Source organism: Hymenobacter aranciens (assembly GCF_030580865.1).
GTDB lineage: Bacteria > Bacteroidota > Bacteroidia > Cytophagales > Hymenobacteraceae > Hymenobacter > Hymenobacter aranciens.
In genome coordinates, this window is record NZ_JAUQSY010000012.1 from 58,144 (window position 1) to 84,156 (window position 26,013).

Annotated in this window: 30 protein-coding genes; 17 read left to right on the forward strand and 13 right to left on the reverse strand. The window is 60.1% G+C overall.

What is annotated here, in order from left to right; translation table 11 throughout:
* Window positions 1-394 precede the first annotated feature (394 nt).
* The 3 genes from Q5H93_RS17505 to Q5H93_RS17515 all read right to left on the reverse strand — a co-directional run bounded on the left by Q5H93_RS17505 (window position 395) and on the right by Q5H93_RS17515 (window position 2,481).
* Entirely contained in the window at window positions 395-1,318 is a 924-nt protein-coding gene (locus tag Q5H93_RS17505; protein WP_305007920.1) for a TIGR01777 family oxidoreductase, read from the reverse strand.
* Between the two features lie 106 nt (window positions 1,319-1,424).
* A complete protein-coding gene (gene folE / locus Q5H93_RS17510) occupies window positions 1,425-2,081 on the reverse strand; it encodes a GTP cyclohydrolase I FolE (RefSeq protein WP_305007921.1) in 657 nt (218 codons plus the stop codon).
* Window positions 2,074-2,481 carry a 6-pyruvoyl trahydropterin synthase family protein gene (locus Q5H93_RS17515; RefSeq protein WP_305007922.1) on the reverse strand — a complete coding sequence of 136 codons (408 nt, stop codon included), beginning with the start codon at window positions 2,479-2,481 and terminating at the stop codon, window positions 2,074-2,076. Before Q5H93_RS17515 ends, folE begins: the two co-directional genes overlap by 8 nt.
* Window positions 2,482-2,745: 264 nt before the next feature.
* Here Q5H93_RS17515 and Q5H93_RS17520 point away from each other — a divergent pair, with 264 nt between their 5' ends.
* Window positions 2,746-3,453, forward strand: coding sequence for a hypothetical protein (locus tag Q5H93_RS17520; RefSeq protein WP_305007923.1), 708 nt, complete (start codon window positions 2,746-2,748; stop codon window positions 3,451-3,453).
* Window positions 3,454-3,579: 126 nt separating this feature from the next.
* Window positions 3,580-3,981: a hypothetical protein gene (locus Q5H93_RS17525; RefSeq protein WP_305007924.1), complete on the forward strand. Its 402-nt coding sequence runs from the start codon at window positions 3,580-3,582 to the stop codon at window positions 3,979-3,981.
* Window positions 3,982-4,065: 84 nt separating this feature from the next.
* Here Q5H93_RS17525 and rplS read toward each other — a convergent pair whose 3' ends face one another.
* The 9 genes from rplS to Q5H93_RS17570 all read right to left on the reverse strand — a co-directional run bounded on the left by rplS (window position 4,066) and on the right by Q5H93_RS17570 (window position 10,790).
* A complete protein-coding gene (gene rplS, locus Q5H93_RS17530; RefSeq protein WP_305007925.1) occupies window positions 4,066-4,440 on the reverse strand; it encodes a 50S ribosomal protein L19 in 375 nt (124 codons plus the stop codon).
* A gap of 158 nt (window positions 4,441-4,598) precedes the next feature.
* A complete protein-coding gene (gene trmD / locus Q5H93_RS17535) occupies window positions 4,599-5,273 on the reverse strand; it encodes a tRNA (guanosine(37)-N1)-methyltransferase TrmD (RefSeq protein WP_305007926.1) in 675 nt (224 codons plus the stop codon).
* A gap of 2 nt (window positions 5,274-5,275) precedes the next feature.
* Window positions 5,276-5,857 (reverse strand): ribosome maturation factor RimM, encoded by a 582-nt coding sequence (rimM, locus tag Q5H93_RS17540; RefSeq protein ID WP_305007927.1) that lies wholly within the window; start codon window positions 5,855-5,857, stop codon window positions 5,276-5,278.
* An 82-nt stretch (window positions 5,858-5,939) separates the two neighbouring features.
* Window positions 5,940-6,488, reverse strand: a complete 549-nt coding sequence (locus tag Q5H93_RS17545) for a 30S ribosomal protein S16 (protein WP_305007928.1) — start codon at window positions 6,486-6,488, stop codon at window positions 5,940-5,942.
* A gap of 241 nt (window positions 6,489-6,729) precedes the next feature.
* Complete coding sequence (locus tag Q5H93_RS17550) at window positions 6,730-7,515, reverse strand: acyl-CoA desaturase (RefSeq protein ID WP_305007929.1); 786 nt, start codon at window positions 7,513-7,515, stop codon at window positions 6,730-6,732.
* Between the two features lie 249 nt (window positions 7,516-7,764).
* Complete coding sequence (locus Q5H93_RS17555; RefSeq protein WP_305007930.1) at window positions 7,765-8,475, reverse strand: RluA family pseudouridine synthase; 711 nt, start codon at window positions 8,473-8,475, stop codon at window positions 7,765-7,767.
* A 192-nt stretch (window positions 8,476-8,667) separates the two neighbouring features.
* On the reverse strand, window positions 8,668-9,075 hold the full coding sequence (locus Q5H93_RS17560) for a DUF6188 family protein (RefSeq protein ID WP_305007931.1): 408 nt from the start codon (window positions 9,073-9,075) through the stop codon (window positions 8,668-8,670).
* Window positions 9,076-9,083: 8 nt separating this feature from the next.
* On the reverse strand, window positions 9,084-9,899 hold the full coding sequence (panB, locus tag Q5H93_RS17565; RefSeq protein WP_305007932.1) for a 3-methyl-2-oxobutanoate hydroxymethyltransferase: 816 nt from the start codon (window positions 9,897-9,899) through the stop codon (window positions 9,084-9,086).
* Window positions 9,900-10,406: 507 nt separating this feature from the next.
* Window positions 10,407-10,790: a response regulator gene (locus Q5H93_RS17570; protein WP_305007933.1), complete on the reverse strand. Its 384-nt coding sequence runs from the start codon at window positions 10,788-10,790 to the stop codon at window positions 10,407-10,409.
* A 368-nt stretch (window positions 10,791-11,158) separates the two neighbouring features.
* On the opposite strand from Q5H93_RS17570, the gene Q5H93_RS17575 reads away from it, so the two are divergent.
* Both Q5H93_RS17575 and Q5H93_RS17580 read left to right on the forward strand, forming a co-directional pair.
* Complete coding sequence (locus Q5H93_RS17575; RefSeq protein ID WP_305007934.1) at window positions 11,159-12,637, forward strand: TlpA family protein disulfide reductase; 1,479 nt, start codon at window positions 11,159-11,161, stop codon at window positions 12,635-12,637.
* A 201-nt stretch (window positions 12,638-12,838) separates the two neighbouring features.
* Entirely contained in the window at window positions 12,839-13,282 is a 444-nt protein-coding gene (locus tag Q5H93_RS17580; RefSeq protein WP_305007935.1) for a hypothetical protein, read from the forward strand.
* Between the two features lie 26 nt (window positions 13,283-13,308).
* Here the strand turns inward: Q5H93_RS17580 and Q5H93_RS17585 are convergent, their stop codons facing one another.
* Window positions 13,309-16,218 carry a putative LPS assembly protein LptD gene (locus Q5H93_RS17585; protein WP_305008027.1) on the reverse strand — a complete coding sequence of 970 codons (2,910 nt, stop codon included), beginning with the start codon at window positions 16,216-16,218 and terminating at the stop codon, window positions 13,309-13,311.
* Window positions 16,219-16,570: 352 nt separating this feature from the next.
* Here Q5H93_RS17585 and Q5H93_RS17590 point away from each other — a divergent pair, with 352 nt between their 5' ends.
* The 13 genes from Q5H93_RS17590 to Q5H93_RS17650 all read left to right on the forward strand — a co-directional run bounded on the left by Q5H93_RS17590 (window position 16,571) and on the right by Q5H93_RS17650 (window position 26,012).
* Complete coding sequence (locus Q5H93_RS17590) at window positions 16,571-17,329, forward strand: N-acetylmuramoyl-L-alanine amidase family protein (RefSeq protein ID WP_369811058.1); 759 nt, start codon at window positions 16,571-16,573, stop codon at window positions 17,327-17,329.
* Window positions 17,330-17,471: 142 nt separating this feature from the next.
* Complete coding sequence (locus Q5H93_RS17595; protein WP_305007937.1) at window positions 17,472-18,467, forward strand: MlaD family protein; 996 nt, start codon at window positions 17,472-17,474, stop codon at window positions 18,465-18,467.
* A 244-nt stretch (window positions 18,468-18,711) separates the two neighbouring features.
* Window positions 18,712-20,340, forward strand: a complete 1,629-nt coding sequence (locus tag Q5H93_RS17600) for an acyl-CoA carboxylase subunit beta (protein WP_305007938.1) — start codon at window positions 18,712-18,714, stop codon at window positions 20,338-20,340.
* A gap of 77 nt (window positions 20,341-20,417) precedes the next feature.
* Window positions 20,418-20,684: a hypothetical protein gene (locus Q5H93_RS17605; RefSeq protein WP_305007939.1), complete on the forward strand. Its 267-nt coding sequence runs from the start codon at window positions 20,418-20,420 to the stop codon at window positions 20,682-20,684.
* The gene (locus Q5H93_RS17610; protein WP_305007940.1) at window positions 20,681-20,806 is read left to right on the forward strand and encodes a hypothetical protein; all 126 of its coding nucleotides are present in this window, start codon (window positions 20,681-20,683) and stop codon (window positions 20,804-20,806) included. Before Q5H93_RS17605 ends, Q5H93_RS17610 begins: the two co-directional genes overlap by 4 nt.
* Window positions 20,807-20,827: 21 nt before the next feature.
* Window positions 20,828-21,070 (forward strand): UPF0175 family protein, encoded by a 243-nt coding sequence (locus Q5H93_RS17615; RefSeq protein WP_305007941.1) that lies wholly within the window; start codon window positions 20,828-20,830, stop codon window positions 21,068-21,070.
* The gene (locus Q5H93_RS17620; RefSeq protein ID WP_305007942.1) at window positions 21,048-21,503 is read left to right on the forward strand and encodes a PIN domain-containing protein; all 456 of its coding nucleotides are present in this window, start codon (window positions 21,048-21,050) and stop codon (window positions 21,501-21,503) included. Before Q5H93_RS17615 ends, Q5H93_RS17620 begins: the two co-directional genes overlap by 23 nt.
* 3 nt (window positions 21,504-21,506) lie before the next feature.
* The gene (locus tag Q5H93_RS17625; RefSeq protein WP_305007943.1) at window positions 21,507-22,001 is read left to right on the forward strand and encodes a hypothetical protein; all 495 of its coding nucleotides are present in this window, start codon (window positions 21,507-21,509) and stop codon (window positions 21,999-22,001) included.
* 4 nt (window positions 22,002-22,005) lie between these two features.
* Window positions 22,006-22,188, forward strand: a complete 183-nt coding sequence (locus tag Q5H93_RS17630) for a hypothetical protein (RefSeq protein ID WP_305007944.1) — start codon at window positions 22,006-22,008, stop codon at window positions 22,186-22,188.
* Between the two features lie 216 nt (window positions 22,189-22,404).
* Complete coding sequence (locus Q5H93_RS17635) at window positions 22,405-23,268, forward strand: hypothetical protein (RefSeq protein WP_305007945.1); 864 nt, start codon at window positions 22,405-22,407, stop codon at window positions 23,266-23,268.
* A 338-nt stretch (window positions 23,269-23,606) separates the two neighbouring features.
* On the forward strand, window positions 23,607-24,320 hold the full coding sequence (locus Q5H93_RS17640; protein WP_305007946.1) for a hypothetical protein: 714 nt from the start codon (window positions 23,607-23,609) through the stop codon (window positions 24,318-24,320).
* Window positions 24,321-24,568: 248 nt separating this feature from the next.
* Complete coding sequence (locus Q5H93_RS17645; RefSeq protein WP_305007948.1) at window positions 24,569-25,471, forward strand: AraC family transcriptional regulator; 903 nt, start codon at window positions 24,569-24,571, stop codon at window positions 25,469-25,471.
* Between the two features lie 76 nt (window positions 25,472-25,547).
* Window positions 25,548-26,012: a hypothetical protein gene (locus Q5H93_RS17650; RefSeq protein WP_305007949.1), complete on the forward strand. Its 465-nt coding sequence runs from the start codon at window positions 25,548-25,550 to the stop codon at window positions 26,010-26,012.
* The last annotated feature ends 1 nt before the right edge of the window (window position 26,013 follow it).

Sequence of the window (26,013 nt, forward strand, 5' to 3'; positions counted from 1 at the left end):
TTTGGCGCCGGAATATCGTCTTTATCGGAGCTGCCACAACCAGCCAGCCACAAGCCGCTGAGAACTAAAAGGACCGTAAGGAAGCGTAAGTGTTGAGCCATGAGTTTGGGTTGTATGGTAAAATTTTGCCAAACATAACCAATTTTTATGACAATAAATTGCCGAATGACAAAGCGTGCTCTCCCAAGCCGCCGCATAGCTGCGTTCTTCGATTGCAAGGCGGGCAAACAACCGATTTAAGCTTGGCTGTTTGCCTGGGCAACGCGGTCGAAAAAAACATGACCATCCCTTCTGCGCTAGCCATTAGCATATTCGCGCAAACAGCCCCCCGCTCCCCTCCCGATAGCAGCTGGACGGGCGCTAGGCGCGCAGTAGCGGCGAAGTACCGCATTACCTACTCCTTCTCATAAAAAGATTCCAGCGCCCCGCTTAGCTCCGGAAACTCAAACCGGAAGCCCCGCGCCAGCACCTTGGCCGCGCTCACCCGCTGCGAGGCCAGCACGATGTCGCTCATCTCGCCCAGCGCCAGCTTCAGGCCGAAGGCCGGCACCTTGGGCAGCAGCAGCGGCCGGTGCAGCACCTCGGCCAGCACCTTCGTAAAGTCGGCATTCGTCACCGGGTTCGGGGCCACGGCGTTGTAGGTGCCGCGCCAGTGCTCATCCTCCAGCATGGCAATGAACAGGCGGCAAATATCATCGAGGTGAATCCAGGACATGTACTGCTTGCCGCTGCCTAGCGCCGCGCCCGCGCCCAGCTTCACCGGCCGCGCCATCTGCGGCAGCGCGCCGCCCTCCGTGCTCAATACGACGCCAATGCGCGGAATCACCAGTCGGATGCCCAGCTCCGTGGCAATAGGCTCGGCCGCCAGCTCCCACTGATGGGCCACGTCGGCCAGGAAGTCGTCGGTAGGCACGCCGGGCGGGGTTTCCTCGGTCACCAGCGCGTCGCCCGCGTCGCCATACACCCCGATGGCCGAGGCCGAAATCACCGCCCGCACGTGGTGGCCGGGCTTGGCCAGCTCGCGGCGCAGCAGCGCCAGCCCGCCCAGGCGGCTGGTCATGATTTCCTTCTTGCGCTCGTCGGTCCATTTGCCGTCGCTCACGCTGCTGCCGGCCAGGTTCACGATATAGTCAGCATACGGCACCGCCAAGGGGTCGATGCCGCCGCCCGAGGGGTCCCAGCGGAAGCTGCGGAAGTGGCTGCTCTTGGCCGGCTCGCGGCTCAGCAAAGCCACTTCGTAGCCACTATCGATAAGCATTTCGGCCAGGCGGGTACCGATGAGGCCGGTGCCACCGGTGATGAGGACTTTGCGGGACATGCGAAGAAGATGAAGAAAGCCCGCAAAGGTAAGTCAGCCGCACAGTAGCGCGGACTTTGCAGTCCGCGAGTGATAACGTTCTGACTCGCGGACTACAAAGTCCACGCTACTTCCCAATTTGTCTTAAAAACTCCCCCCGCAGCGCCGCATCTGTCGCAAAGCGCCCGCTGTACTCACTCGTCAGCGTCGAACTGCTCGTGTCATTCACGCCGCGGCTCATCACGCACAAGTGGTCGGCTTCGATGAGCACCGCCACATCCTCCGTCCCCAAACTTTGCTTCAGCTCTTCTGAAATCTGCCGCGTGAGGCGCTCCTGCACCTGCGGGCGGCGGGCGTAGTGCTGCACCACCCGGTTGAGCTTGCTGAGGCCCACCACGTGCCCGGCCGGTAGGTAGGCCACGTGCGCCTTGCCCACGATGGGCACAAAATGATGCTCGCAGCACGAAAACAGCGTGATGTCGCGCTCCACCAGCAGCTGCTGGTACTGGTAGCGGTTCTCAAACAGCTTCACTTCGGGCCGGTGCTCCGGATTAAGCCCCTTAAACCACTCCTGCACGTACATTTTGGCCACCCGCTGCGGGGTGCCCGCCAGGCTGTCGTCCGTCAGGTCGAGTCCCAGCTCCTGCATGATGGCGGCGAAGTGTGGCGCGATGGCCGCAATCTTTTCGGCGTCGGTTTTAACAAAAGCGTCGGGGCGCAGGGGAGTGCGCAGGCCGGCGGGCAGGTGCCCGTCGGTGCCCGCGCCGGGCAAAGAATTATCCATGATATTCCACAAAATTACGGTCCGTCTCGTGGAGCGTGACGGAAAGGGCCAGCCCGGCATCCAGATGCGGACGCAGCCGCCGCCAGATGACGACGGCAATATTCTCGGCCGTGGGGTTGAGGGCGCGGAAATCGTCCGTGTCCAGGTTCAGGTTGCGGTGGTCGAAGCGGTCGAGCACCTCGCGCTTGATGAGCGTGCTCAGACGCTTCATATCATATACGTAGCCCGTTTCCGCATCCACTTCGCCGGTCAGGCGCACGGTCAGGTTGTAATTATGGCCGTGGTAGTTGGGGCTGTTGCAAAGGCCAAACACGCGTTGGTTCTGCTCATCGGTCCAGGCCGGGTTGTGCAGGCGGTGGGCGGCGTTGAAATGCTCGGAGCGACAGACGGTAACTGGCATAGGGTTGCTACAACTCCTCCGGCCGGGCCTTTGTTGCACCACGTATGAAATTGCAGGAGAAAATATTCAAGCCCGCTATTTAGTGGTAAGTAAGCCGGTTGTAGTATGAATTAACCAACAAAAACGGGCTTTCAGCAAAAAAAAACAGTTTTCTATTGTCCCGCGCCCCAGAAAGGGCCTAAATTTGAAAAGCCGGAAAGAGGTACTTTTGCCTCCGTATTTTCCCGCCCCCCTTTTTGCATGCTCTCCCCATCAGTTCCCGTAATGAAACGAAGCCTACTCCTGCTCCTCCTTTTTTGCCTGGCCGCCTTTAGTGGCTACGCCCAGAAGTCCCCGGTGGACGAGGCTGACCTGACCATCAACGGTGTGCCCCGCAAAGGTCAGCGCGTTAGCATCCAGCTTGATAACAAGCGTGTCGAAGCCTCCTGGCTGAAACAGCTGAACGAGAAATTTGGCAGCAAAGTCAAAAACAACAAGGGCGTTATCACCGTCGACGGCGTCGTGATTGAGGACATCGCGCCCACGCCCATCAAAATCATCAGCAAGGTGGATGCCTCCACCACCGGCACCACCGTATGGTGGAGCATCGACCTTGGCAACGCCTACCTGGGCAAAGATGCCACCCCTGTGCAGTGGAAATCGGCCGAGAAATACCTGAAAGATTTCTCTCGCATGATGTACCGCGAAGACCTCGTGGCCCAGATTTCGGAATCGGAGCGCGCCCTGGTGGCCTCGCAGAACAACCACATGGCCGTTATCGAGAAAGCCAACAACATCAAGAAGGACATCGAGAAGAACAAGGCCCGCAAAATTGAAATCCAGCAGATGCTGGCCGCCAACGCCGCCGAACTCCTGCAATACAACAACCAGATTGACCTGAACCTCAAGGAGCAGGAAGCAGCCCGCGCCGACATTGTGAACATGCGCGTGGCCCTGGAAGCTGTGAAGGAGCGCATGAATAAGATTGAGTAGTCTGCAAAAGCAGACCACTGAAAAGCCCCGGCAGCATTGCGCTGCCGGGGCTTTTTGCTTTCTGCGCCAACCTCGGGTGTGGTTCCTGCGTTGGCTGATAAATCATCCGCTTACCCACCCATTCCTATGGAAACCAAAGAAGTTCATCACCAAACCCACCTCGACGGCACCATCAAGCTCCTCACCGGCGACCTCGGCGAAGCCGCCAGCCGCGCCGGCCTCGACAACCAGTTTCAGCGCTGGATTGAAGAGTTGAAAGCGGCCAACAATCCGGCCTTCCACGAGCTCGTGGTAGACCTGCAGGCCCTGAAAGCCCACTTCGGCAGCGGCACCCTCGACCTGAGCACCATCGCCGACCTGCTCACCCGTATGGGCCAGAACACCACCCAGGCCGCCAATTTCGCCGAAGGCAACACCGCCTCCCGCGTCGAAAAGCTGGGCGAAGTGCTGACTGGCGTGGCCCAACAGCTGCGCCACGGCAGCGCGGCCCCCAGTGGCAACCTGCCGCAGGATATGTCGTCGCACTAAGGCGTAGCCGTTAGCGGCTACCACAAAAAAAGCCGGCTCTTCCGCGAGGAAGAGCCGGCTTTTTTATTTGCTTGAAGCGAAAGCTTAGGCAGCTTTCACAGCGTTCAAACGACGCTCTTTGATACGAGCTTGTTTGCCCGACAGGCCGCGCAGGTAGAACAGACGGGCGCGACGTACTTTACCGCGACGCACTACCTCGATTTTCTCGATGTTGGGCGACAGCAGGGGGAAGATACGCTCGGTACCAATCTGGTTCGAAATCTTGCGCACGGTGAAGGTTTCGCCGTTGCTCGAAGGGTTGCGGCGCTGCAGCACCACGCCCTGGAACTGCTGGATACGCTCCTTGTTGCCTTCGCGGATTTTAACGTGTACGTTCACCGTATCGCCAGCGGCGAAGTCCGGGAAGCTGGCGCGGCGCTCTTGGCCTTCAGCGTTGATAAAGTCGAGTAGTACGCTCATGACTAGGGAAATTACGAAAGGCGGCGCCGCCGCCAGAGATTTTATTTTACGAAACGGACCGCAAAGATAGGGAATTGCGGGCAGGATAGCAAGTGGTTTGTAACACATACTTTAGCTTATGTAGCCAGCGGGCTAAGCTGCATAAGCTAAAGTTTACTTTACGTCAGCAAATCGGGCCGGCGGGTGCGGGTGCGCTCCAGCGCCTGCTCGTGCCGCCATTCCTCAATCAGCGGCGTATTGCCGGAAAGCAGGATTTCGGGTACCGGCAGCCCGCGCCATTCGGCCGGGCGGGTGTACACCGGCGGGGCCAGCAAATCATCCTGGAATGAGTCGCTTAGCGCCGATTCCTCGTTGCCCAGCACGCCGGGCAGCAGCCGCACCACGGCATCGGTGAGGATGGCCGCGCCCAGCTCGCCGCCACTCAGCACGTAGTCGCCCACGCTGATTTCGTGGGTGATGTACGTTTGGCGAATACGCTCGTCGATGCCCTTGTAGTGGCCGCAGAGCATGATAATATTTTGCTTCAGTGACAGCCGGTTGGCCAGCGGCTGGCGCAGGGTTTCGCCGTCGGGCGTAAGGTAGATGACGGCGTCGTAGGTACGCTGGGCCTGCAACTCATCCAGCCAGGCCGCGATGGGCTCGACGCGCAACACCATGCCCGCGCCACCGCCAAACACGTAGTCGTCAATCTGCCCGTGCTTGTTGATGGCTCGCTCGCGCAGCTGGTGCACGTGGATTTCGACCAGGCCTTTGTCCTGCGCCCGCTTCACAATGGAATGGGCGAAAGGGCTGACCAGCAGCTCGGGCAGGCAGGTGAGGATGTCTATACGCATGCTTACGGCTCGTCGAATTCGTCGGGCTCGTCTTTATCGCGCGAAGACGGCTTCAGGTACACGTCAAGCAGGCCCTCGGGGAGGTTGACGAACACTTTGCGCTCGGCCATGTCGGCGTGGGTTACCAACTCATCTACTACGGGGATAAGCACTTCCTGACCCTGGTAGCGCATGGCCAGCACGTCCTGCTGCGGCAGCTCGTAGAAGTTTTCGACTACGCCCAGCTCGCCCATTTTTTCATCCACTACGGTAAAGCCCATAACGTCGTGGAAATAGAACTGGTCGTCTTCCAGCTCGGGCAGTTCGGCTAGGGGCAGGTAGAGTTGGGCGCCGCGCAGGGGCTCTGCTTCTTCGATGCGGTCGATGCCTTTGAGCTTGAGCAGCACGCGGGTACCGTGCTGAAACTGGAGTTTTTCCACCGCGTGGGCCTGCAGCTTGGCAGGCGCGGCGGGGAAAGACAGGTACACCGTTTTGAGCTTTTTGTAGGCCGTGGGGTCGTCCACGTCGAACTCGGCGGCCACGTGGCCGCGCAGGCCGTGGGTTTTCACGATGTAGCCGAGTTGGTAGGTTTCGTCGAGCAGCATAAGAAGGGGCTAAAAAAAGTTTGGGAGCTGCCGGCCCGCGGCCCACAGCTCCCAAACAATATGGTTAGGAAGTGCCAGCGAACTACTCGGCAGCAGCTTCTTCGGTAGCCGGAGCGGCTTCCTCGGTAGCAGCCTCCTCAGCGGCCGGAGCCGGCGTAGCAGCGGCCAGGGCAGCAGCTTCGCGCTGACGGATGGCCTCGGCGCGGGCTTCTTTCACCTTGGTTTCGGCGGCCAGCGCAGCTTTGCGGGCATCGGCTTTGGCGTCAACCAAGCCAGTGCGCTTGCCTTCGATTTTGGCGTCTTTCTCGGCTTTCCAGTCGTTGAAGCGCTGGTCGGCAACTTCTTGCGTGATGGCACCTTTGTCAACACCCAGCTGCAGGTGACGGCGCATGAGCACGCCGCGGTAGCTGAGCATGGCGCGCACCGTGTCGGTGGGCTGGGCGCCGGTCATCATCCAGTGGAACGCGCGGTCGGCGTCGTAGTTGATGGTGGCGGGGTTGGTGTTGGGGTTGTAGGTACCGAGCTTCTCGATGAAGCGGCCGTCGCGGGGCGAGCGGCTGTCGGCTACTACGATGTCGTACATTGCGGCCTTCTTGCGGCCACGGCGGGCGAGGCGGATTTTAACTGCCATAAACCGGGGTTGGTTGAGCGACGCAGCTCGTGCGTCTGGTTAGTTCCCAAAAATTTGGGAGTGCAAAGGTACGGGAATTTCAGTTAGTTCGGAAATGCCGTTCACAAAATAAAACTGGTATTCAGAACTGTCATCCTGGGTAAAGCGAAGGACCTTCTCACGCCTGAACGAAACTGTTCGAGGGTGAGAAGGTCCTTCGTCGCCGCTTGATGCGCGGCATGCTCAGGATGACAGGCAGAGCTTACGCCGCAATGGCTTCTTTTTGCTGCTTGGGCTTGGCCACCTTATTCAGGTTCATGGTCTTGCGCTTGATTTTGATAATCCGCGCCTTGTCCAAGGTCCAGATAGCCACGTAGGTCGGGTCAAACTCCCACCACTTCACGCCGAAATTCACGCGCATCGGCAGCTTGTGGTGATTGTTCTGGAACAGCTCACCGAAAGCCAGGAAATCCAGCGCCAGCGTGTTCTTGCTATGGTCTTTGTTGTCAAAGTTCTGGTAGCCGTATTTGTGGCCGCCCCAGTTTACAATGGCGCCGTGAATAGGACCCATCAGGAAGTGAATGGGTAGCAGCAGATACTGCCACCAGGCCGTGGCGAAATTGATGTAGAAAATCACGTAAGCGGCCCCCCAGCCCAGGCGGGAGTACCATTTGTCGCCGATGTTCTCAATGAGTGACCACTCTGGAATATCGCCCTCAAAGCGCTTGGACAGCTCGTGCTTGTGATTGAGCACATCGTTGTAGATAGTCTTGGTTTTCCACATCATATCGAACGCATTGTTCGAAAAGAGCGGCGAGTGCGGGTCCAGCTCCGTGTCGGAGAAGGCGTGGTGCATGCGGTGCAGCAGCGCGTAGGCCCGCGGCGACAGGAACGAGCTGCCCTGGCAGATGTAAGTGAAAAGGAAGAAGAACTTCTCCCAAAACTTGTTCATCGTGAACATCTTGTGCGCGGCGTAGCGGTGCAGATAGAACGTCTGCGTAAACAGCGACAAGTAGTAGTGCGCAACGAAGAAAACGAGAATGGCCATGAGGCGGTAACTAAGTGAATTGCCCGCAAAAGCGAAATGCCGCGAGGATGGTTCAACGGCGGGGCGTCACAAAATTACGGACCGCAGCAGGCGGCCGGAAGGCAAGGCCAAAATGTTGTACACTGCTATCAAGGCAGTTGATACGGCTCAAACTGTTGCTGGTGCCGAGCAGTAGTCACCAGGTCAGCATATTAAATACCCGAAAGACGACACTAGTCAACTCTCAGAACTTTGGCCGCCTGATGAATATCAACCAACGATGGCCCGCGCCGCGTCCCAGTGCGGGGCGTCGGGCAGAGGGGCCACGAAGGTCATCAGTTCCTTCGTCACGGGGTGTTGCAGCTGCAGTTGCCGGGCGTGCAGGGCAATGCTCACGTCGGGCAGCGGGGCAATGAAACCGTACTTCACGTCGCCCACGATGGGCGTGTTCAGGCCCGTCGCCAGCTGCACCCGAATCTGGTGCGGGCGGCCCGTTACCGGGTTCACTTGCACTAGGTAACGATTGCCGGCAGGGCCCAACAACTCGTATTTTAGCTCCGAGCGCAGGCCCTGGCTGTGCTTTTCAGAGTAGGCTTTGGTGACGTTGCGCACCGTGTCTTTCACCAGCCAGTGCACCAGCGTGCCGCTTTCCGGCACCGGCGGCTTGCCGGTGAGGGCGAGGTAGGTTTTCTGGATTTTATCGTCCCGGAACATCTCGTTCAGGCGGCTCAGGGCCTTGCTGGTTTTGGCCAGAATGACCACGCCGCTCACCGGCCGGTCGATGCGGTGGCACACGCCCACGAAGGCCTCGCCGGGTTTCTTATACTTGAAGCGCAGGTACTCGGCGGCTTTCTTGGAGAGCGGCTCGTCGCCGGTGGCATCGCCCTGCACCAGAATGCCGGCGGGCTTGTTAATGACGAGCAAGTGGTTGTCTTCGAACAGAATTTCCTTCTGTTCCGACCAAAGATTGGGGCGGTTCACGCGGCGGAATCGGGCGGAATAAACGATGGCAGGGGCGAGCCGGCGCCCGTTGGGCTGCCGTACGTCGCTAAAGGACCACACTCAGCCGGCGCCCCTGCGTAATGGGGCAAAGGTACGCACGGGGTAGAAATGTGTTGAGGCGAGAGTTGAACTGGTAGAAACTATAGTAGCAGCCTTGTCATTATCAGAAATCTAAATAACCCAAGAATCTAAATAACCCAAGCCGCCACTGATAGAGGCAACATGATAAGGCTTTTGTTTGCTAGGTCCGGAAAATTCCCAGCATTCAGAGGCTTCCTCCATTACCAATTCAATTTTGTTGCTGAAGGTGAGAAACAACCGGCCGTCCTTATCCGCCTTAGCTTCCTCAATAAGAATGCCGGTGGCATACAAGTTATAAAAGAAAAGCAGCGCTTCTTTGGAATCCGGCTGCAGTTCGAATGTCTCCGTGTAATTTCTGATTTGAAATTTTCCAATCAGGGTCAGATGATTTCTACCTGAGAAATCAAAATCCAGACGGATGATTCCGCCGAAGCGAATTTGCTGAATTTGCGCGCCTTCACACGGTAAGACGTAATATTTCCCCCTTTGCTCTGGCATAGTAACGCCTAATATCCTTCAGCATCAGTCGGGAAATCGCGGCTCTTCACATCGGCCACGTAGTGCTGCACCGCTTCCGTCATGATGGTGTGTAAATCAGCGTAGCGGCGCAGGAAGCGCGGCTTGAACTCTTTGGTGATACCCAGCAAATCATGCACTACCAGCACCTGGCCATCCACGCCCGGCCCGGCGCCGATGCCGATGACGGGAATCGTCAGCTCCTCGGCGACGCGCTTGGCCAGGGCGGCCGGAATCTTCTCCAGCACGATGGCGAAGCAGCCGATTTCCTCCAGCAGACGGGCGTCTTCGATGAGCTTCTGGGCCTCGGCCTCTTCTTTGGCGCGTACGGTGTAAGTGCCAAATTTATAGATGCTTTGCGGGGTGAGGCCGAGGTGGCCCATCACCGGAATGCCAGCCGTGAGAATGCGGATGATGCTGTCTTTAATCTCGGCGCCACCTTCTACTTTGATGCCGTGGCCGCCGCTTTCCTTCATGATGCGGATGGCTGAGCGCAGGGCCTCGGAGGAGTTGCCCTGGTAGGAACCGAAGGGCAAATCAACCACCACGAAGGCGCGCTTCACGGCGCGTACCACGCTCTGGGCGTGGTATATCATCTGGTCGAGGGTGATGGGCAGGGTGGTTTCGTGGCCGGCCATCACGTTGGAGGCCGAGTCGCCGACGAGCAGCACGTCCACGCCCGCGCCGTCCAGAATCTGGGCCATCGAAAAATCGTAGGCCGTGAGCATGGAGATTTTTTCCTGCCGCTGCTTCATAGCCAGCAGCTGGTGGGTGGTGACGAGCTTTACTTCTTTGTGCTGAGACATGGCCGGGCGGCGTAGGTTCGGGGCGGAATGCGGCGGCAAAGCTGGCAATAAATGTTGAAACGCGCCCGCCCCACCTTAGCTTATCTACTGGATTGCGCTGATATAGAAGGTTGTGGGGCCGGCGATGAGACTGTAGGCGCGGTAGTTGCCAGGCGCACCTTCGCCTAGTTGGCGGCCGACGCATAGGCATTGGCTACCATGATGCCGCGCGCAAGACCAGCATCTGGACGGTGCCGCTCGGTTCGCATCGGAGCGCGTGTGGAAGATGAGCCGGGCCGCCTGGGCCGCGCCCAGATTCTGGGTTGAGGTGAGCGTCGTTTGCTGCGTCTGGCTCAAGCGGAATGGGAGCAGACCATTGGCGGTGGCGGTGAGGGCAAGCAGGATAGTCGGGCTGGGTACCGTGGTGCCGATACCCACGCTGAAAACTGCCGGTTTTCTGGATGAATGCGCCGCAAGCTACTGCCGAACAGCTGCTAGCGCGCTTGAAGCAGCGCCTTGGTGCATAGACTAGGCGAAGCTCAGGGCCGAGGCCAGGGCGCGCTGTAGGTTGACGCCGGTACCCTGCCCGGCCAGAATGGCCAGTGGCGCCAGCTGCTGCAGGTCGCGCGCGGCCGGCAGCTCGGCCGAGGTGGCTACGAACACCACTGGCACCGGCGTGGGCACTGATTGACGCAGGGCCGTGACCACGGCGTGGCCGTCGAGGGGCCCGCGCAGCTGCACGTTGAGCACTACCACGTCGGGCTGCAATAACCGCGTGGCGGTGAGAGTAATGTCGCCGCGGGCTTCTACGGCCAGCACTTCGTGGCCAGCCTCGCGTAGGCAGGTTTCCAGCGCTGCGGCCACGTTGCGGTCGTCTTCGACCAGGAGAATGCGAAGTGAGCTGGTTTCCATAGCGGGGCGGAGAAAAGTTGCCCGAAATTGCAGCCTGCCGCAGCATGGAAAAGCCAAATTAGGATGAACGACGTTTTTGAGCCGTTCAACGAGTGTATTCCCTGCTTGAATGACAAACTGCATTTTCTCTGCTGTAGCGTGGGGAGGTGGCGCAGCAATGAGTGCCTCGTGGCCCGCCATGATGGCGCGCAACTCGTCGTAGGTCCTCAAATGGCTCAGAGTGAGGGTAAAAGAGCGGTGCGCACGCAGTAGCCCGGGCCGCGCCAGACCGCCCCGAAGGTAAATAGCCTCCTTAACAGCGCCCGCAGGGCGCAACCCCTGCGCCACCTGCCGGGTATAGCCGGTTACTTCTTTTTCCGATAATTACCATGCGCGGGCTTCTATTCTATATTATTGGGGCGGTGGGCCTGCTGACAGCCGAACCGGCTACGGCACAAGGGGGGGCCACCCTCAGCGGGCGCGTCAGCAAGCCCACGGCCGATTCCATTCACCTGCGCTGGCACCCGCAGCCGCTCGATTACAAGGAGCAGACCATCAGCGCCCGCCTTAGTCCCAAGGGCGATTTCCAGCTGCAGGTGCCGGTGACGGCACCCGTGCTGACCGAGCTCAGCTACGGCGACGCCGAAACGTCCGTCTTCCTGGAGCCGGGCGATGCGCTGCAACTCAAATTCAAAGGCGAGGAGCTGAATACGAGCCTGAAATTCCAGTCGGCCGACGGTGCTGCGCACAAGGCCGCCGCCAATGCCAACAACTATCTCACCGAGGCCGAGAACAAATTCGCCAACAACGAAGGCTTTCAGGTATTGCCCGAAAACATCGAGCTCTACGAAGCCCCATTCATATCCTTTCTGGACTACCGGCGCAAGCAGCAGCTCAAGGAGTATAAATCGGCTGGCGGCCCCGAAGCCTTCACATCCACGTTCGCGGCTTTCGCCGAGGCCGAAATCAACTGCCTGTATGCCAACGACCGACTAACCTATCCTGACCTGCGTGAGCAGGTGGTAAGCACTGGCAGCCGCCTGCAGCTCACGCCCGGTTTCTACGATTTCACTCGTGACGCGGCCATCGTGCCCGGTCCCGAAAATGCCCCCACCAGCCCCGAAGCTCAGGAATTTATGCTCAATTACGTGCACTACCAGGTGCGCGCCGAGGGCAAGCCGCTCAGCGACCCCGGCTACTACCCGGCGTGTTATCAGCTGGCGGCCCGCACGTTCAAAGGGGCCATGCGGCCCATTATCCTGGGACGGGTGCTGCTCGAAACCTTCCGTTTCGGGCACTACGACCACGCCACAGCCATGCTGGCTGACTATGCTGCCAGCGCTCAGGCCCCGCCCGCCTGGCTGGCCCTATTGCGCCGCGACCTTGAGGCGCACAAGGAAATGGCCATTGGTACGCCCGCGCCGCCGCTGCCGCTGCGCACCGCCGAGGGCGACAGCCTGCGGCTGGCCGTGTACCGCGGCCGGCTGGTGTACGTCATGTTCTGGGACAGCCGCCTGCCGCTCAGCCAGCGCGAACTGCCCTACCTCAAGGAAGTGGTGAAACAGTTTGCCGGTAAGCCTATTGTATTCGTGAGCGCGGCTTTCGATGAAGGCGCCAACAAGAAGCTGCCCGCCGGCACCGCCACCGCGCCCTCGGTAGAGCCCGCCGTAGTGCCCGCCAAGGCCCGGCCCAAAGTGCGCCAGTCTTACGACATCGAAACCTTGCCCTCCTTCGTGCTCATTGCCGAAGACGGCACCGTGCTTGACCCTAATCCCAAACGTCTCAGCAGCCGCGCCTTGCTCGACGATTTGAAGGCCGCTTTCGGCAAAGCGGCCGCCTACCGGGCCGTGCGCCTGCCCAAACCCTGAAGCCGGCTACAAAACATTTTGGCATGAACCTTAATAATTGTTCAGCTTCCAAACCTTAGCCCCGAGCGTGTACGTACATGTAAAAAATACGTGTTTCAACGTGGTAAATACTTGTTTGCTTAGTAAAATTCTGTAAATCCAATGGTTAGAAGATTTCTTTGTAAACTATAATTACCGCGGCCCCTTTCGTACGCGTCTTCAGTGTTCAACAAGTCATCCTTTCAAATCCTGCACGAGCCCGGCGAAAGCATTTTGACGGCTCAGTGGCTGCAAACGGCGACAAACGAAAGCGCCCGTAATGACTACGGCGACTTGCTGGCAGTGGCCCGCGTGCAGAACCGCTGCCGCTTCTGGCTGGTCGATTTGAGCCACCGAGTGCGTTATTCCGACGACATTTACCAGTGGTACGCGCACACTTTTGCGCCGCACGCCGTGCGTTCGCTGGGGCATCCGCTCTTCATTGCCTACATCATGGCGGCGCAGAACGACTACGCGCACGACCCGGCGATTGAGCAGTTGCAGCAAATTTGTGCCGCCTACGACCTGCATCTGGCGTTTTTTGAAACCCGCGATGCCGGGTTAGCCTGGCTCCAGCATCAGCAGGAGCACGACCCCGCGCCCGGCGAAGGGCCAGCCCCTTTGTAGGTGAAATTTAGGCCTTTACCTGCTTGCTACTGATACTGTTGTAGGCGGTTGCGGTTGAGCTTCAGGTCTTGCAGCAGGCTGCTCTTGGCGGCGATGGTGAAGTTGTAGCCGCGCGTCTGGCCCAGCGGAATCCACATCCCCGAAATCTGCCAGCAGTGCAGGTCGCGGAAGAAGGTGATGGTGGGATACACAATGTTTTTCGAGACGAAATCGTAGTTCAGCTGCGAGCTCAGGCGCAGGTTGGGCGTCAGCTTGATGGAACCCGTGAGGCCCATCGACGCTGTGCGCAGCAGCGGGGTAATTGCTTCTTGGTTACGACGTAACGGAGCAGTATTTGTTGAGTACGAGGCGTTGAAGGTGGCCGACAGCTCCCAGGGAATTTCGAAATCCACGTAATCGGCATAGAAGGCCTGCGGGCCGGGCGTGCCCAGCGTAGGGTCGTTGGTGGGGGCCACCTGGCGCGGGATAGTGCTTTTCTTGTTGCCGGTGGTAGGGTTGAAAGCGTACGAGAGGCCCAGGTTGGCCGAGGCCAGGCGCGCGATGCGGCGGCGGTCCTGCTCGAAGAGGTAGCGGTTGATGGTGCGGCCGAGGCTGTCGCGCTGATAAGGCTCGAAGCTGGCGCTGGCCTGGATGTTGAGCTTCTGCAGCAGCTGGTTGCGGAACGTTACGGAGAGCGGCGATAGGCGCAGCGAGTCGGCCGCCAGGTTGTAGCCGATGCTGAAATCAAAGCCGTCAATGAGGCTGACCTTTTTGAAGGGATTAGTGCCGGTGGTATCGTTCTGGTTGCGGACCTTCATTTCCACCGCGTTTTGCAGTGAAAACGACAGTGAGCTGACCTCATTGCCACCCGGTGTGCCATATACGAAACCGGTGTAGTTGCTCAGGTAGCGGTCGTTGGTGATATACTGCGCGGCCCGCCGGTCGCTGAAATTCAGGTTAGTGTAAGTGTTGGGGACATTGCTAAGGTTGGGCGAGTAGCTGTAGTTAAGGCTGGGGGTGAGCTTATGCCGGATGGCCTGAATCTTACGCGTCCCCTTGCGCACCAACGTACCATAAATGGCGGTATTTATGCTCAGGCCCGCCGAGTAGCTGTAAGCCCGGTTGAAGCCCCGCACCGTATCGATGCGAAAGGCCTGCGCCTCTTTTTTAAAGTCGTAGACCAAGCTTTGGGCATACCAGGTTTCGCCGTAGTTCACGCTGGGATTCAGCTTGAAGTGCTTAGCCACCGTGTAAGAGCCCAGCACGATGCCAAACTGGTGCTGGGCGCCGTTCTGGGCATTGCGCATCAGCTCGCCCAGCGTGGCAAAGCTGATGGGAATGCGGCGCTCGGTGGTGGTGCCGCCCAGCAGCGGCAAGCTGCCGCCGTCCAGCTGCCGCGCCGTTACAATATTACTTATCTGGTTCTGAGCTGCCAGACTGTAGGTGATGGAGAACTGCTCGTAGAAGCGGCCTTTCGGCTCGATGCCCAGCCACTGGTAGGGGTATTGGCGGGCCACCTGCACGGCAATGTCGGGCAGGGTGAAGTTCATGGCCCCCGTCAGGGTGTTCTGCGTCTGGCCCAGGCGCACGCTGTAGTTGATGGGCAGGTTGCGCAACTGCTTCGAGTAGCTGATATTGGACGTGAACGACGGCGTGAGGTAGCGCCGGGCGTCGATGCTGTTCTGGCGGTTGTAGCTGGTGCTGCCCGCGTTCACGCTGGCCGAGAAGCGCCCGCCGCCCGGCTTGGGCACCGGCGTGTGGTTCCAGCCCAGCCAGAAGGTCTGGGCCGAGGCCGGGCGCACGTACTCAGTGCCGGTCGACACGCCGGTTTGCTGTATCAGCTGGGTGCTGGGCCGGTCGGTGAAGCGGAAGTTGAAGTTGCCATTGTAAGTGTAGCGCTTCAGGTACTGGATGTCGGCCGTGCCGCCCCAGCCGCCAAAGTCCTGGCCGTTGCCGGCGTATACGTCACCCGTCAGGCGCACCCCGATGTAGTCGTTGGGCGCGAAGTAATAGCCCCCGTTGGTCAGGAAATAGCCCCGGTCGGCCGCCTGCCCGAAGGTCGGAATCAGCAGCCCCGAGCCCCGGCCTTTCTTGGGCGTGGGGAAAAAGCCGAACAGGAAGCCCAGCGGCGTCGGCACGTCGCCGATGACTAGGTTGAAAGGCCCGGTCACGACTTTCTCGCCGGGTATCACCTTCATTTTGCTGGCCTGAATGTAGAAGTGCGGGTGCTCCAGGTTGCAGGTGGTGTATCGGCCGTTCTGGCCGTAGAGCTCGTTGCTGGGCAGGCGTTTGATGGTTTCGGCACTCACGTAGCCCTCGCCCTGCTGGGTCACGGCCTCGGTGATTTTACCCTTCTTGGTTTTGAAGTTATAGGCAATTTTGCCGGCCGTGTAGGTGTCGGCGCTTTGCTTGAACACGGGTTTGTCCACCACCCGGTTTTTTAGCGTATCGAGCTGGCCCTCCGCAAATACGGTGTTGAGGCCGTAGTTCACGGTGATGAGGGCGGCGGTCAGATTAATGTCGCCGTAATCGACCTTGGCCTTGCTGAACAGCCGGGCCACTTTCGCCGTCACGTCAAACTGAATGGAGTCCTTGGCCACGTATTTTACTGTGCTCTCAATCTGGCCTTTACGGCGGGCCGTCACGTTGAGCGAGTCGCCGGTGCCGCGCACCACGCCCAGGGTATCGCCGGGCAGGGCTTTGGCCAGCGTGTCGGGCACGGGCTTGTGCGAAGTGCCGGGCACGCGCGGCTGACCGGGGTTGATGGCACCGGGCGGGGGCGGCCCCATGGGGTCGCGCGGGTCGGGCGACATGTAGCGCACCGGTGGGGTAGGGGCGCTGCCGGCGCGCTGGGCGTCGCGGGCCGGCGCGGGCTTCACGGCCGGAGCGTTGGCCGGGGTGTAGGTAGTATCGGCGCGCGGGGTGGTCTGGGCCCGCGCGGCGCCGGCCAACAGCATCAGCACTAGCAGCAAAAGCCCGGTCCCACGCATCTTTTTCACCAATAATAGCTTTTCGCCGATTCGCTGAAGGGTAGCTATCAGAATAGGCAAGGTAAGGTAACGGTTAATTTTCTTTCTAATTTTGGGGCTTATACAAAGGTAGCAGGTCGCTGCCGCCCCTTCAACGAACATCGTGCGGATTATTGCCTTGGGTACGGGTCAGCGGCGAACTGCTGCATGCAGGAGCCGCATAATGGGCAGTTGGTTGCTTGCGCTCAGCTTTTTATTAGGCGGCAGCCAGACGCCTCTGCCCGACTCGGGCCGCCAGGCCAAACCCGCCGTGCCCGACACCGCCGCCGTGGACGAGCTGCTGCGCCAAACCAACGACGCCGACGACGAAGCCCCCGCCAGCCGCGCCTCGCCCACCAAATACCGCCTGCGCACCGTGGTGCTCGATGCCGGCCATGGCGGCAAAGACATTGGCTGCTCGGGCGCGAAAGCCCACGAGGCCGACGTGGCCCTGGGCATCGTGCTGGCCCTGGGCAAGCAGATTCAGCAGAACATGCCCGGCGTGAAAGTGGTGTACACCCGCAAAACCGACGTGTTTGTGAAGCTCGACGAGCGCTCGGCCATTGCCAACCGCAACCACGCCGACCTGTTCATCTCGGTGCATTGCAACGCGGCCAGCGGCGGCGGCCACGGCACTGAGGTGTGGACCATGGGCCCGCACAAAACCGACGCCAACCTGAACGTGGCCAAGCGCGAAAATGCCGTTATCCTCCAGGAAGATGACTACAAGAAGCGCTACAATGGCTTCGACCCGCACTCGCCCCAGAGCCACATCCTGTTTTCGCTGTTCCAGTCGGCCTACGTCACCAACAGCCTGCGCCTGGCCCAGCGCATCGACAAGCAGTTTCGGACCACCGTGGGGCGCAGCAGCCGCGGTGTGAAACAGGCCGGCTTCATCGTGCTCTGGAAATCGACCATGCCCTCGGTGCTCATCGAGGCAGGCTTCCTCACCAATGCGGCCGAGGAGCGCTATCTGAACGATAAGACCAATCAATCGTATATGGCGGCAGGCATCTACCGCGCCTTCCGCGACTACAAGCGCGAGCTGGAAGGGGGGTAGATTCAAGAGGGTAGGAGGGATGCGCGGGCGGGAGATGAATGAAAATAAAACATTCGGCTTCCTTTTTCGCCTAACCTTTAACGCCTCATCCGACTTTCCCCTCCTGCCCGCATACCACTTACCCTCTTACCCAACACCGACCGTGTCTAAAGAAATAAAAGTAGCCCTGCTGGCCATTGTGGCCATTGCGTTGCTCATTTTCGGCTATAATTTTCTGAAAGGCAGCAATATTTTCTCGTCCGACCGCACCTTTTACGCTACTTACCCGAGTGCGACCGGCCTCACCGCCGGCACGGTGGTCGTATTGAATGGCGTGCCCGTGGGCCAGGTAAACAGCGTGAAGCTGCAGCCCGAGAAGAACAACATGGTGCACATCGGCCTCGAAATCCGCAAGGATATAGCCGTGGGCGACTCTTCGGTGGCTACCATCGTGGGCTCGCTGCTGGGCTCTAAAACCATCTCGCTGAAGCTGGGCAAAAGCACGAAGCTCTACACGGGCGGCGAGGAGCTGAAAGCGGTGTCGGACGTGAACATCGCCGATATCTTTCAGGCTCGGGCCCTGCCGGTGCTCGATACCGTGGGCGCTACGCTGGGCAACCTCAACGCCATGCTCAACAAGGATGCCCAGACCAACATTGCGGGCACGCTGCTGGGTGCCCGCCAGAGTGCCGAGGCCCTGCAGGCCCTCATTGTGGCCAACCAGGCCAACATTGCCGCCATCACCGGCAATATGGCCAAGCTCACGCGCAGCCTCAACAACACCAGCGCCAAGCTCGATAAGATTGTGGTGAACTTTGATGAGTTGTCGGACTCGCTGAAAAGCGCGCCGGTGGGCCCGGCCCTGCGCCGCCTCAACTCGACCCTGGCCGAAACCCAGGGCGCCATGGCGGGGCTGAATAAGTCATTGAACGACCCCAATGGCTCCCTCAACAAGCTACTCAACGACAGCTCGCTCTACGTGAACCTGAACACGACCGTGACTACGGCTAACTCGCTCTTTACCGACATCAACGATAACCCCCGGCGCTACGTGCACTTCTCGGTGTTCGGCGGCACCAAGGATAAGGAGAAAACCGAAGTCACCAAGAAGCCGGATGGCACGGTCATCAAAGAAGAAAAGAAAGTAGAAAAGCGCTAGCCCGCGCCGCTTGGCGGGCTTGTTCTTACCTTTGAAATCCGCCTCCGGGCGGATTTTTTTGTTGGTTTGAACGACTAAACCAGAACGTCATCCTGAGGCGCGGAGCGCCGAAAGGACCTCGCCCGCGCCGCGTGCAGCAGTAATTGATTACTCCCCCAACGAAGCGGGCGAGGTCCTTTCGCTGCGCTCAGGATGACGTTCTATTTTTACGCTTCCATTTCCCCACCCCACCCATTTCCCACCCATGAACCTCGAATTCAACCGCAACGAAGACCAACTCAAGCAACTCAGCTTTAACCTGCGCCAGAAACTCGCCAAAGTGGCCCTCGGCGGTGGCCCCAAGCGCATCGAAGCCCACAAGGCCAAGGGCAAGCTGACGGCCCGCGAGCGGATTGACTTCTTGCTGGATAAAGGAGCAGGCCAAGTCGAAATCGGGGCCTTTGCGGGGGAGGGGATGTACGCCAGCGAGGGCGGCTGCCCGGGCGGCGGCGTGGTCGTCGTTATCGGTTACGTGCAGGGGCGGCAATGCATCGTGGTGGCCAATGACGCCACCGTGAAGGCGGGGGCCTGGTTTCCCATCACGGCCAAGAAAAACCTGCGGGCCCAGGAAATCAGCATCGAAAACAAGCTGCCCATCATCTACCTCGTCGATTCGGCGGGGGTGTACCTGCCCATGCAGGACGAGATTTTCCCCGACAAGGAGCACTTCGGACGCATCTTCCGCAACAATGCGGTGATGAGCAGCATGGGCATCGTGCAGATTTCGGCCATCATGGGGCCGTGCGTGGCGGGTGGGGCCTACCTGCCCATCATGAGCGACGAGGCGATGATTGTGAACGGCACGGGCTCGGTGTTTCTGGCGGGCTCGTACCTGGTGAAGTCGGCCATCGGCGAGAGCATCGACAACGAGGCGCTGGGCGGGGCGAGCATGCACTCCGAAATCTCGGGCGTTACTGATTATAAGTTCGACACCGACGAGGAGTGCCTGACGCACATCCGCAACATCTTCGACAAGATGGGCGGGCACCCCACCGCCGGCTTTCACCGCGCCGCACCGGCCGCGCCGAAGCTGAATGAGCAGGAAATCTACGGCCTGCTCCCGTCGGACCGGGTGAAGCCCTACGACATGATGGACATCATCAACCGGCTGGTGGACAACTCCGAGTTTGAGCCCTACAAGGACCTCTACGGCCAGACGCTGATTTGCGGGCTGGCGCGCATCGACGGCTGGGCGGTGGGTATCGTGGCCAACCAGCGCAAAATCGTGAAGAGCAAGAAAACCGGCATGCAGATGGGCGGCGTCATCTACTCCGACTCGGCCGACAAGGCGGCCCGCTTCATCATGAACTGCAACCAGAAGCGCATCCCGCTGGTGTTTCTGCACGACGTGTCGGGCTTCATGGTGGGCAGCCAGAGCGAGCAAGGCGGCATCATCAAAGACGGCGCCAAGATGGTGAATGCCATGAGTAATTCGGTGGTACCTAAGTTCACGGTGATAGTGGGCAACAGCTACGGGGCCGGCAACTACGCCATGTGCGGCAAGGCCTACGACCCGCGCCTGATAGTGGCCTGGCCCACCGCCCAGCTGGCCGTGATGAGCGGCGCGGCGGCGGCCAACACGCTGCTGCAAATTCAGGTGGCCTCGCTCAAGGCCAAAGGCGAAGTCATCACCCCCGAGGCCGAAAAGGAACTCCTCGACCGCATCAAGGCCCGCTACGACGAGCAGCTCTCGCCCTACTACGCGGCGGCCCGCCTCTGGGTCGATGCCGTGATTGACCCGCTGGAAACGCGCAAAGTGCTATCGGAGGGCATTGCGGCGGCCAACCATGCGCCCATTGAGAAGGCGTATAATGTGGGGGTTATTCAGGTGTGAGGACTAAAATTGGTCATCTTCTAAAGCAGTGTTGAGCTATGTGGCTAACTCCCGACCAACAAAGACTACGTGACCTGATGAGCGACATCTCGGAAGAGGGATGGTGCGCTGAATGGCTGGATGGGTTAGAGCATGTACTATGGCATATTGTGCAGACGGGACCGGCTAAGTATGGACGCACCTTCGTCGATGAGCAGCAGATTCAGCAACTAAAAGAGTTGTCAGAGCTTACTGGCGGCTGGATAATATTTGATGATGAAACTGAAGAGACAGCCATTTCTTTAGCCGAATGGCAAAAAGTTTTTCAGGGGGATAAGCTCGCTGATTATTGGTTTTACCCATGACCACCCTCTACCTCCTGGCCGGCTGCAATGGCGCGGGCAAAACCACCGCCGCCTACGCCCTGCTGCCGGGCCTGCTCGACTGCCGCGAGTTCGAACTTTTAGCCCCCGCCCCGTACTTTTAAAAGTCACCAACGCTTTCCTGTATGAAAACGCTAACCTTAGAGGTGCCCGATTCGCTGACCCTCGACCCGAAGGAGGCGGCCATGCTGCTAGCCACGCGCCTCTACGAGCGGGGCGACCTCTCACTGGGGCAGGCGGCGGAGCTGGCGGGCTATAGCAAGCGCACCTTTATGGAGCTGCTGGGCAACTACGGCGTGGCGCTGTTCGACCTGACGGAAGAGGAGCTATTAAAAGACGTAGAGAATGCCGCCCGTCGTAATAGCTGATGCCAGCTGCCTGATTCTGCTACAGAATATCGGGGCGCTAGACCTTTTGCGGCAGCTGTTTGGCCAAGTGATGGTGACGGACGTGGTGGCCAAAGAGTACGGCTTACCCCTGCCGGCCTGGCTACGAGTGACGGCGGTGCAGAACCCGCGCCAGGTGCAGCTGCTGGCCCTGACGCTGGACCGGGGCGAAGCCAGCGCCATTGCGCTGGCTCTGGAGCAGCCCGACAGCCTGCTTATCATTGACGAACGGCGTGGCCGCGCGGTGGCGCAACAGCTACAACTGGACACCACGGGCACGCTGGGTATCTTGCTGCGGGCAAAACAAAAAGGGCACGTGGCGGCCCTCCGGCCGCTACTGGAGGCAATTGCGGCTACTAACTTTCGGCTGAGTGCGGCCCTGATGCAAACCGTTCTGAAGCAAGCCGGCGAATAGCCCATGACCATCATTTTGCAAGAAGGCTACCAGAGCTACTTGAGCGAACTGCTGCCGCCACTCCGGCAGCAGGTGGAACAGCTAAACTGGCTGGTAACTGACCTGCGATGCTGGGGGAAGTATTCGCCCCTGATTGAAACCTGGCAGGCACAGTCCTACGATGCGGCGCCGTATTATAGTGTGGTGCCGGGTAAAACGTTTTACGAAGCCTTTGTGGGCTGGGACATGCAAGTAGTGTGGGGTGTTTTCTGTGGAGTCGTGGGTGATATTCCGGCTGTACCGCCCGAAGAGGTGCCGTATGCCGATGGCAACCGCCGCATCTGGTCCGAACCGGAGGCGTTTCAGCTCGCTGGTTCTGAAATCGAAATAGTAGCCTTTGATGGCACCTTTACGCTGCTGAAGTTTCGGGATGAAACCGTGGGGCGTCAGTTTCTGGAAGCATTTCCAACCGGAAGAGTTGTGCGAACTCCTGACGATATGTTGCAATCCTATCAGTAGAATTATGTCTAAGCAAGAACAAGCGCAGGCCGAAACGGCCAGATTCAGCCAGCAGGTGCAGCAGGGCCTCGCCGAGGCCTACCGCGCCCTGCTGGCCTTCAAGAAATACAAGCAGAGCCCGGTCATCATCTCGCGCGGCGGGCAGATAGTGGCCGTGCCGCCCGAAGACATGCCGCCGGCCGGCTAAACCCCGCCAGCCCCCGACAAAGCAAGCGGCGGCCGGCGGTGGCCCGCAGCGGGGCGGGCACCACCCGTGAAAAACTTTTTTTGGTGATGCGCAGAAAGCTAGTAGCTTTGCCGCGTGGCGCTTTGTGCGCCGTAGTGCCGGACTTATTCTCGAAACAGCGGCCGTCTTTTTTCTGAAAGTAGAGAGCTTTATCAACCACCCACCCATCCTGCTTACATGAAGCAATTTTACCTTACGGCCGCGCTCGCGGCCGCCGTACTGACGCCGGTGTGCGCCCAAACCACCCCGGTCCCCCAAACCCTCACGGCGTCGGCCGCCGTGCCCGTAGCGGCCGCCGCGCCGGCCGACGAGGAAGCCCCCCATTACGCCGGCTTTTACATCAACGGCAAGCAGGTGAAGGAGATCAACTGCTACGGCTTTGATGAGATGACGCTGGTGTACCCGTTTTTCAACTCGCTCGACATGTGCGACCATTTCCGGGTCAACATCATTGCGGGCAGCTACGACCTGAAAAACAAGCTGCAGCTGGAATACGTGGACCGCACCGAGTACAGCCGGGCCGATGTGGAAAACATCCGGGCCAAGTTTGCCGGCAAAGGCTACGGCACCATCACGCGCACGGGGCTGATTGAGAAGTTTAACCAGGACCGGGGCACCCGCCCCGGCGAGCTCTACGAAGGCAACAGCGAGAAGGGCTCGCCGGGCATGCTGAAGTACCTGGAAATGGACCCGGCGAAGGTGGGCAAGAGCGTCATCTTCTTCGAAATCATCACATCGGTGTTTGCGGGCACCTACTCCGACCAGGGCGACCCGCAGTTTCGCGGCAGCCTAGTGTACACGTCGCCCAAAATTCCGCTCACCGGCCGCGTCAGCACGGCCAGCATCGGCCTGAAGGCCTCGGCTACCAAGAAGGGCCTGGCCTTTGTGCCGCTGGTGGGCGTGGTGGCCAACGCCGTGAAGGAAAAGCCCCTGCCCGAGCTGCAGAACGAGAACTGCGCCCTGCCCAGCAACGCCGTGACGCTACCCCAGGCCAAGAAAGTGCTGCGCGATGAGATTGGCGAGGAAATCTCGACCAACTAGGCGGCAGGTGGCGCCCGGGCTGCCCGGGGGCCGGCCATGCGTTTGGAAAATGAAAAGGGCTGCCGCGCACTGCGGCAGCCCTTTTCATTTTCCGAAAACGCCCGCCGCGCATGGCGGCGGGCGTTTTCATTTCCCGAAGGGGCGGCCGCGCACGGCGGCGGGCGTTTTCATTCTCCGAACAGGGCGGCCGCTGTGCGCGACCGGGGCTTTCGGGAAATGAGCGGTTCAGGGGCCGGAGAAGGGCTGGGTGGCAGGCGAATAAGGCAACGGAAATGTGAAATTTTCTTTTTACTTTGGCGGCGCAGTACCGTTCCTTTAACCTTAACCACATCAACTACATGGAGCCAACTAAGCCGACCAGCGACTCAACCCAGCCCACGCGCGCCAAAAGCCGCAATATACCCGAGGGGGACCAGGAATTCTCCGAAGCATTTGACCTGATGACGGCCGAGTGGGGCCTGCGCCCCCAGCTTACGCTGGAGTGGACTACGCAGAGCAAAGCCAGCACCTTAGCTACCCAACTGCGCGAAAGCCTGCGCTCTACCGGCGAAGCCGGCGACAGTATCACCCCGCAGTCGCGCCGTCTGGGCGAGTTGGACAAGATGATTGACGGGAGCAAAGAAGAGGGGAAGCTGAAATACGTGCGCAAGGCCTTGGCTCTGCGCTACGACGAGGAGAACGATGGCAAGCCGTATTATGGCGAGTTCGGTATTGAGAAAATTGGCAGCGAATACACCCTGCCCCACGACCGGGGCAAGCGCGCCAAGGCCCTGCTCAAGCTGGTGAAGGCCCTGGCCCGGCCCGAACACGGCCTCAAGGAAGGCAAATACGGCCACGCTTTCTGGAAGCAGATTTCGGACGAGTACAATCAACTGCAAGGGCAACTGGAAAAGGACAAGGGCATCCGTGCGACGGAAGTAGGCGACAAAAACCAGTACCGCCAGGAAGCCGAAGCTATTTTCGTGGCCATCCTGCTGCTGCTGCAGGCCAACTATCCCAAGACGTATAAGGCCGAGCGCCGCAAGTTTGGGGTGCTCAAGGAAAGCTACTAAGCCTTTTTGACTGGCTCGAAAACCGGCCCCGCTCCCGCAGATTGGTACTGCCGGGGGGCGGGGCCGGTTTTTTGAGTGACGTTTGCGACGTGGCCTTTTCGAAGAGTATAAACCTTGTTACTTCGCCCCCATTATGCGGATAAAAAATACACTGCTCGGCGGTTCGCTGCTAGCGCAGGCTATATAGCGGCTGATGGGAACCCAAACAAAACAGCTTGGATAATGGGCGGTTTGCTCATCTTTACACCATGCCCCCCATCCTCACCCACGACACGGCTGCCTTCCACCGCGCCTACGTGCAGCCGGCCGCCGCGCCGGCGCTGCTGCACCCCGGCTTCGAGCGCTTTTTCGCCGTGCGATTGGAGGAAATGTACCAGCTGATGCGCCTGCCCGTGCCGCCCACCCGCACCAGCGCCCACCTGCTGCTGCTGCTCACCGCGGGCGCTGGCCGCATGAGCGTGGGCCACGAAACCTACGTGCTGAGCCCCGGCGACTGCCTGCTGGTGCCCGCCGGGCAGGTGCTGGCCTTTGGGGAGGTGGCCCCGCACGCGGGCTACCTGTGCAGCTTCCACCCCGATTTTTTCCAGGGCCGCATCACGCATGGAGCGCTGCCGGGGGAGTTTGATTTTCTGCGGGTGTGGGGCGCGCCGTACTTCCCGGCCAGCAGCGGCGTGGCCGCATCCGTCCGGCCCCTGCTGGAAAAGCTGCGCGCCGAGTACGCCGCCGGCGGGCTGGCCGCCGTGGGCTTGCTGCAAGCCTATCTGGCGGCGCTCCTGTGTGAGCTGAACCGCGCTTACCAGCCCGCCCCGGCCGCCGGGGGCCGGGCCGCGCAGCTGGCCAACCAGTTTCGGGAGCGGCTGCTGGCGCAGTTCCGGCAGGAGCACCGCGTGGCCGCCTACGCCGCCCAGCTGCACGTCTCACCTAATCATTTGAACAAGGCCGTGAAAGCCAGCACCGGCAAGTCGCCCGGCCGCTGGATTGACGAAACCATCATTCTGGAAGCAAAAGTGCTGCTGCACCACAGCCACCGCTCGGTGGCCGACGTGGCCGCCGACGTGGGTTTGGTCGACGCCTCCTACTTCAGCCGACTGTTCAGGAAATACGAAGGCCTCACCCCGCTGGAATTCCGGCGGCGGATTGAAACGTCCTGAAACCGGCCGCCTGCGTCCTAGCCGGTAGCGGGGGCGGGGCCGGACCTTTGCGGGACTTCTCAACGCCCCGGTTTTCATGTACGCTACCATCCTCTCGCTGCACTCGGCCGTCCGCTGGCTGGTGCTGCTGAGCTTGCTCTACGCCCTGTGGCGCGCCTGGCGCGGCTACACCAGCGGCGCCCCCTTTAGCCCCGCCGACAACGCCGTGCGGCACTGGACGGCTACCCTGGCGCACCTCCAGCTGCTGCTGGGCATGGCCCTCTACCTCAGCAGCCCCGTGGTGCGGGCCAATTTCGCCGTGCTCCGGCAAAGCGGCTTTGCGCTCGACGCGGCCTTTTTCAGCGTCCTGCACCCGCTGCTGATGCTGGGGGCCATTGTGGTGGTCACCATCGGCTCGGCGCTGGCCCGGCGGCGGGCTACGGCGCGGGCGCAGTTTGGCACGCTGCTGCGGTGGTACGGCGCGGCCCTGCTGCTCATCCTGTTGTTTATTCCCTGGCCGTTTTCGCCGCTGGCGGGGCGGGCCCTCTTCCGTGCTTTTTGAT

Bases quoted from the DNA above. Each gene is read 5' to 3' on its own strand.
- Q5H93_RS17505 (WP_305007920.1), bottom strand. From the start codon at position 1,318: ATGTCCCGCAAAGTCCTCATCACCGGTGGCACCGGCCTCATCGGTACC.
- folE (WP_305007921.1), bottom strand. From the start codon at position 2,081: ATGGATAATTCTTTGCCCGGCGCGGGCACCGACGGGCACCTGCCCGCC.
- Q5H93_RS17515 (WP_305007922.1), bottom strand. From the start codon at position 2,481: ATGCCAGTTACCGTCTGTCGCTCCGAGCATTTCAACGCCGCCCACCGC.
- Q5H93_RS17520 (WP_305007923.1), top strand. From the start codon at position 2,746: ATGAAACGAAGCCTACTCCTGCTCCTCCTTTTTTGCCTGGCCGCCTTT.
- Q5H93_RS17525 (WP_305007924.1), top strand. From the start codon at position 3,580: ATGGAAACCAAAGAAGTTCATCACCAAACCCACCTCGACGGCACCATC.
- rplS (WP_305007925.1), bottom strand. From the start codon at position 4,440: ATGAGCGTACTACTCGACTTTATCAACGCTGAAGGCCAAGAGCGCCGC.
- trmD (WP_305007926.1), bottom strand. From the start codon at position 5,273: ATGCGTATAGACATCCTCACCTGCCTGCCCGAGCTGCTGGTCAGCCCT.
- rimM (WP_305007927.1), bottom strand. From the start codon at position 5,857: ATGCTGCTCGACGAAACCTACCAACTCGGCTACATCGTGAAAACCCAC.
- Q5H93_RS17545 (WP_305007928.1), bottom strand. From the start codon at position 6,488: ATGGCAGTTAAAATCCGCCTCGCCCGCCGTGGCCGCAAGAAGGCCGCA.
- Q5H93_RS17550 (WP_305007929.1), bottom strand. From the start codon at position 7,515: ATGGCCATTCTCGTTTTCTTCGTTGCGCACTACTACTTGTCGCTGTTT.
- Q5H93_RS17560 (WP_305007931.1), bottom strand. From the start codon at position 9,075: ATGCCAGAGCAAAGGGGGAAATATTACGTCTTACCGTGTGAAGGCGCG.
- panB (WP_305007932.1), bottom strand. From the start codon at position 9,899: ATGTCTCAGCACAAAGAAGTAAAGCTCGTCACCACCCACCAGCTGCTG.
- Q5H93_RS17570 (WP_305007933.1), bottom strand. From the start codon at position 10,790: ATGGAAACCAGCTCACTTCGCATTCTCCTGGTCGAAGACGACCGCAAC.
- Q5H93_RS17575 (WP_305007934.1), top strand. From the start codon at position 11,159: ATGCGCGGGCTTCTATTCTATATTATTGGGGCGGTGGGCCTGCTGACA.
- Q5H93_RS17585 (WP_305008027.1), bottom strand. From the start codon at position 16,218: ATGCTGTTGGCCGGCGCCGCGCGGGCCCAGACCACCCCGCGCGCCGAT.
- Q5H93_RS17600 (WP_305007938.1), top strand. From the start codon at position 18,712: ATGAACCTCGAATTCAACCGCAACGAAGACCAACTCAAGCAACTCAGC.
- Q5H93_RS17605 (WP_305007939.1), top strand. From the start codon at position 20,418: ATGAGCGACATCTCGGAAGAGGGATGGTGCGCTGAATGGCTGGATGGG.
- Q5H93_RS17610 (WP_305007940.1), top strand. From the start codon at position 20,681: ATGACCACCCTCTACCTCCTGGCCGGCTGCAATGGCGCGGGCAAAACC.
- Q5H93_RS17615 (WP_305007941.1), top strand. From the start codon at position 20,828: ATGAAAACGCTAACCTTAGAGGTGCCCGATTCGCTGACCCTCGACCCG.
- Q5H93_RS17620 (WP_305007942.1), top strand. From the start codon at position 21,048: ATGCCGCCCGTCGTAATAGCTGATGCCAGCTGCCTGATTCTGCTACAG.
- Q5H93_RS17625 (WP_305007943.1), top strand. From the start codon at position 21,507: ATGACCATCATTTTGCAAGAAGGCTACCAGAGCTACTTGAGCGAACTG.
- Q5H93_RS17630 (WP_305007944.1), top strand. From the start codon at position 22,006: ATGTCTAAGCAAGAACAAGCGCAGGCCGAAACGGCCAGATTCAGCCAG.
- Q5H93_RS17635 (WP_305007945.1), top strand. From the start codon at position 22,405: ATGAAGCAATTTTACCTTACGGCCGCGCTCGCGGCCGCCGTACTGACG.
- Q5H93_RS17640 (WP_305007946.1), top strand. From the start codon at position 23,607: ATGGAGCCAACTAAGCCGACCAGCGACTCAACCCAGCCCACGCGCGCC.
- Q5H93_RS17645 (WP_305007948.1), top strand. From the start codon at position 24,569: ATGCCCCCCATCCTCACCCACGACACGGCTGCCTTCCACCGCGCCTAC.
- Q5H93_RS17650 (WP_305007949.1), top strand. From the start codon at position 25,548: ATGTACGCTACCATCCTCTCGCTGCACTCGGCCGTCCGCTGGCTGGTG.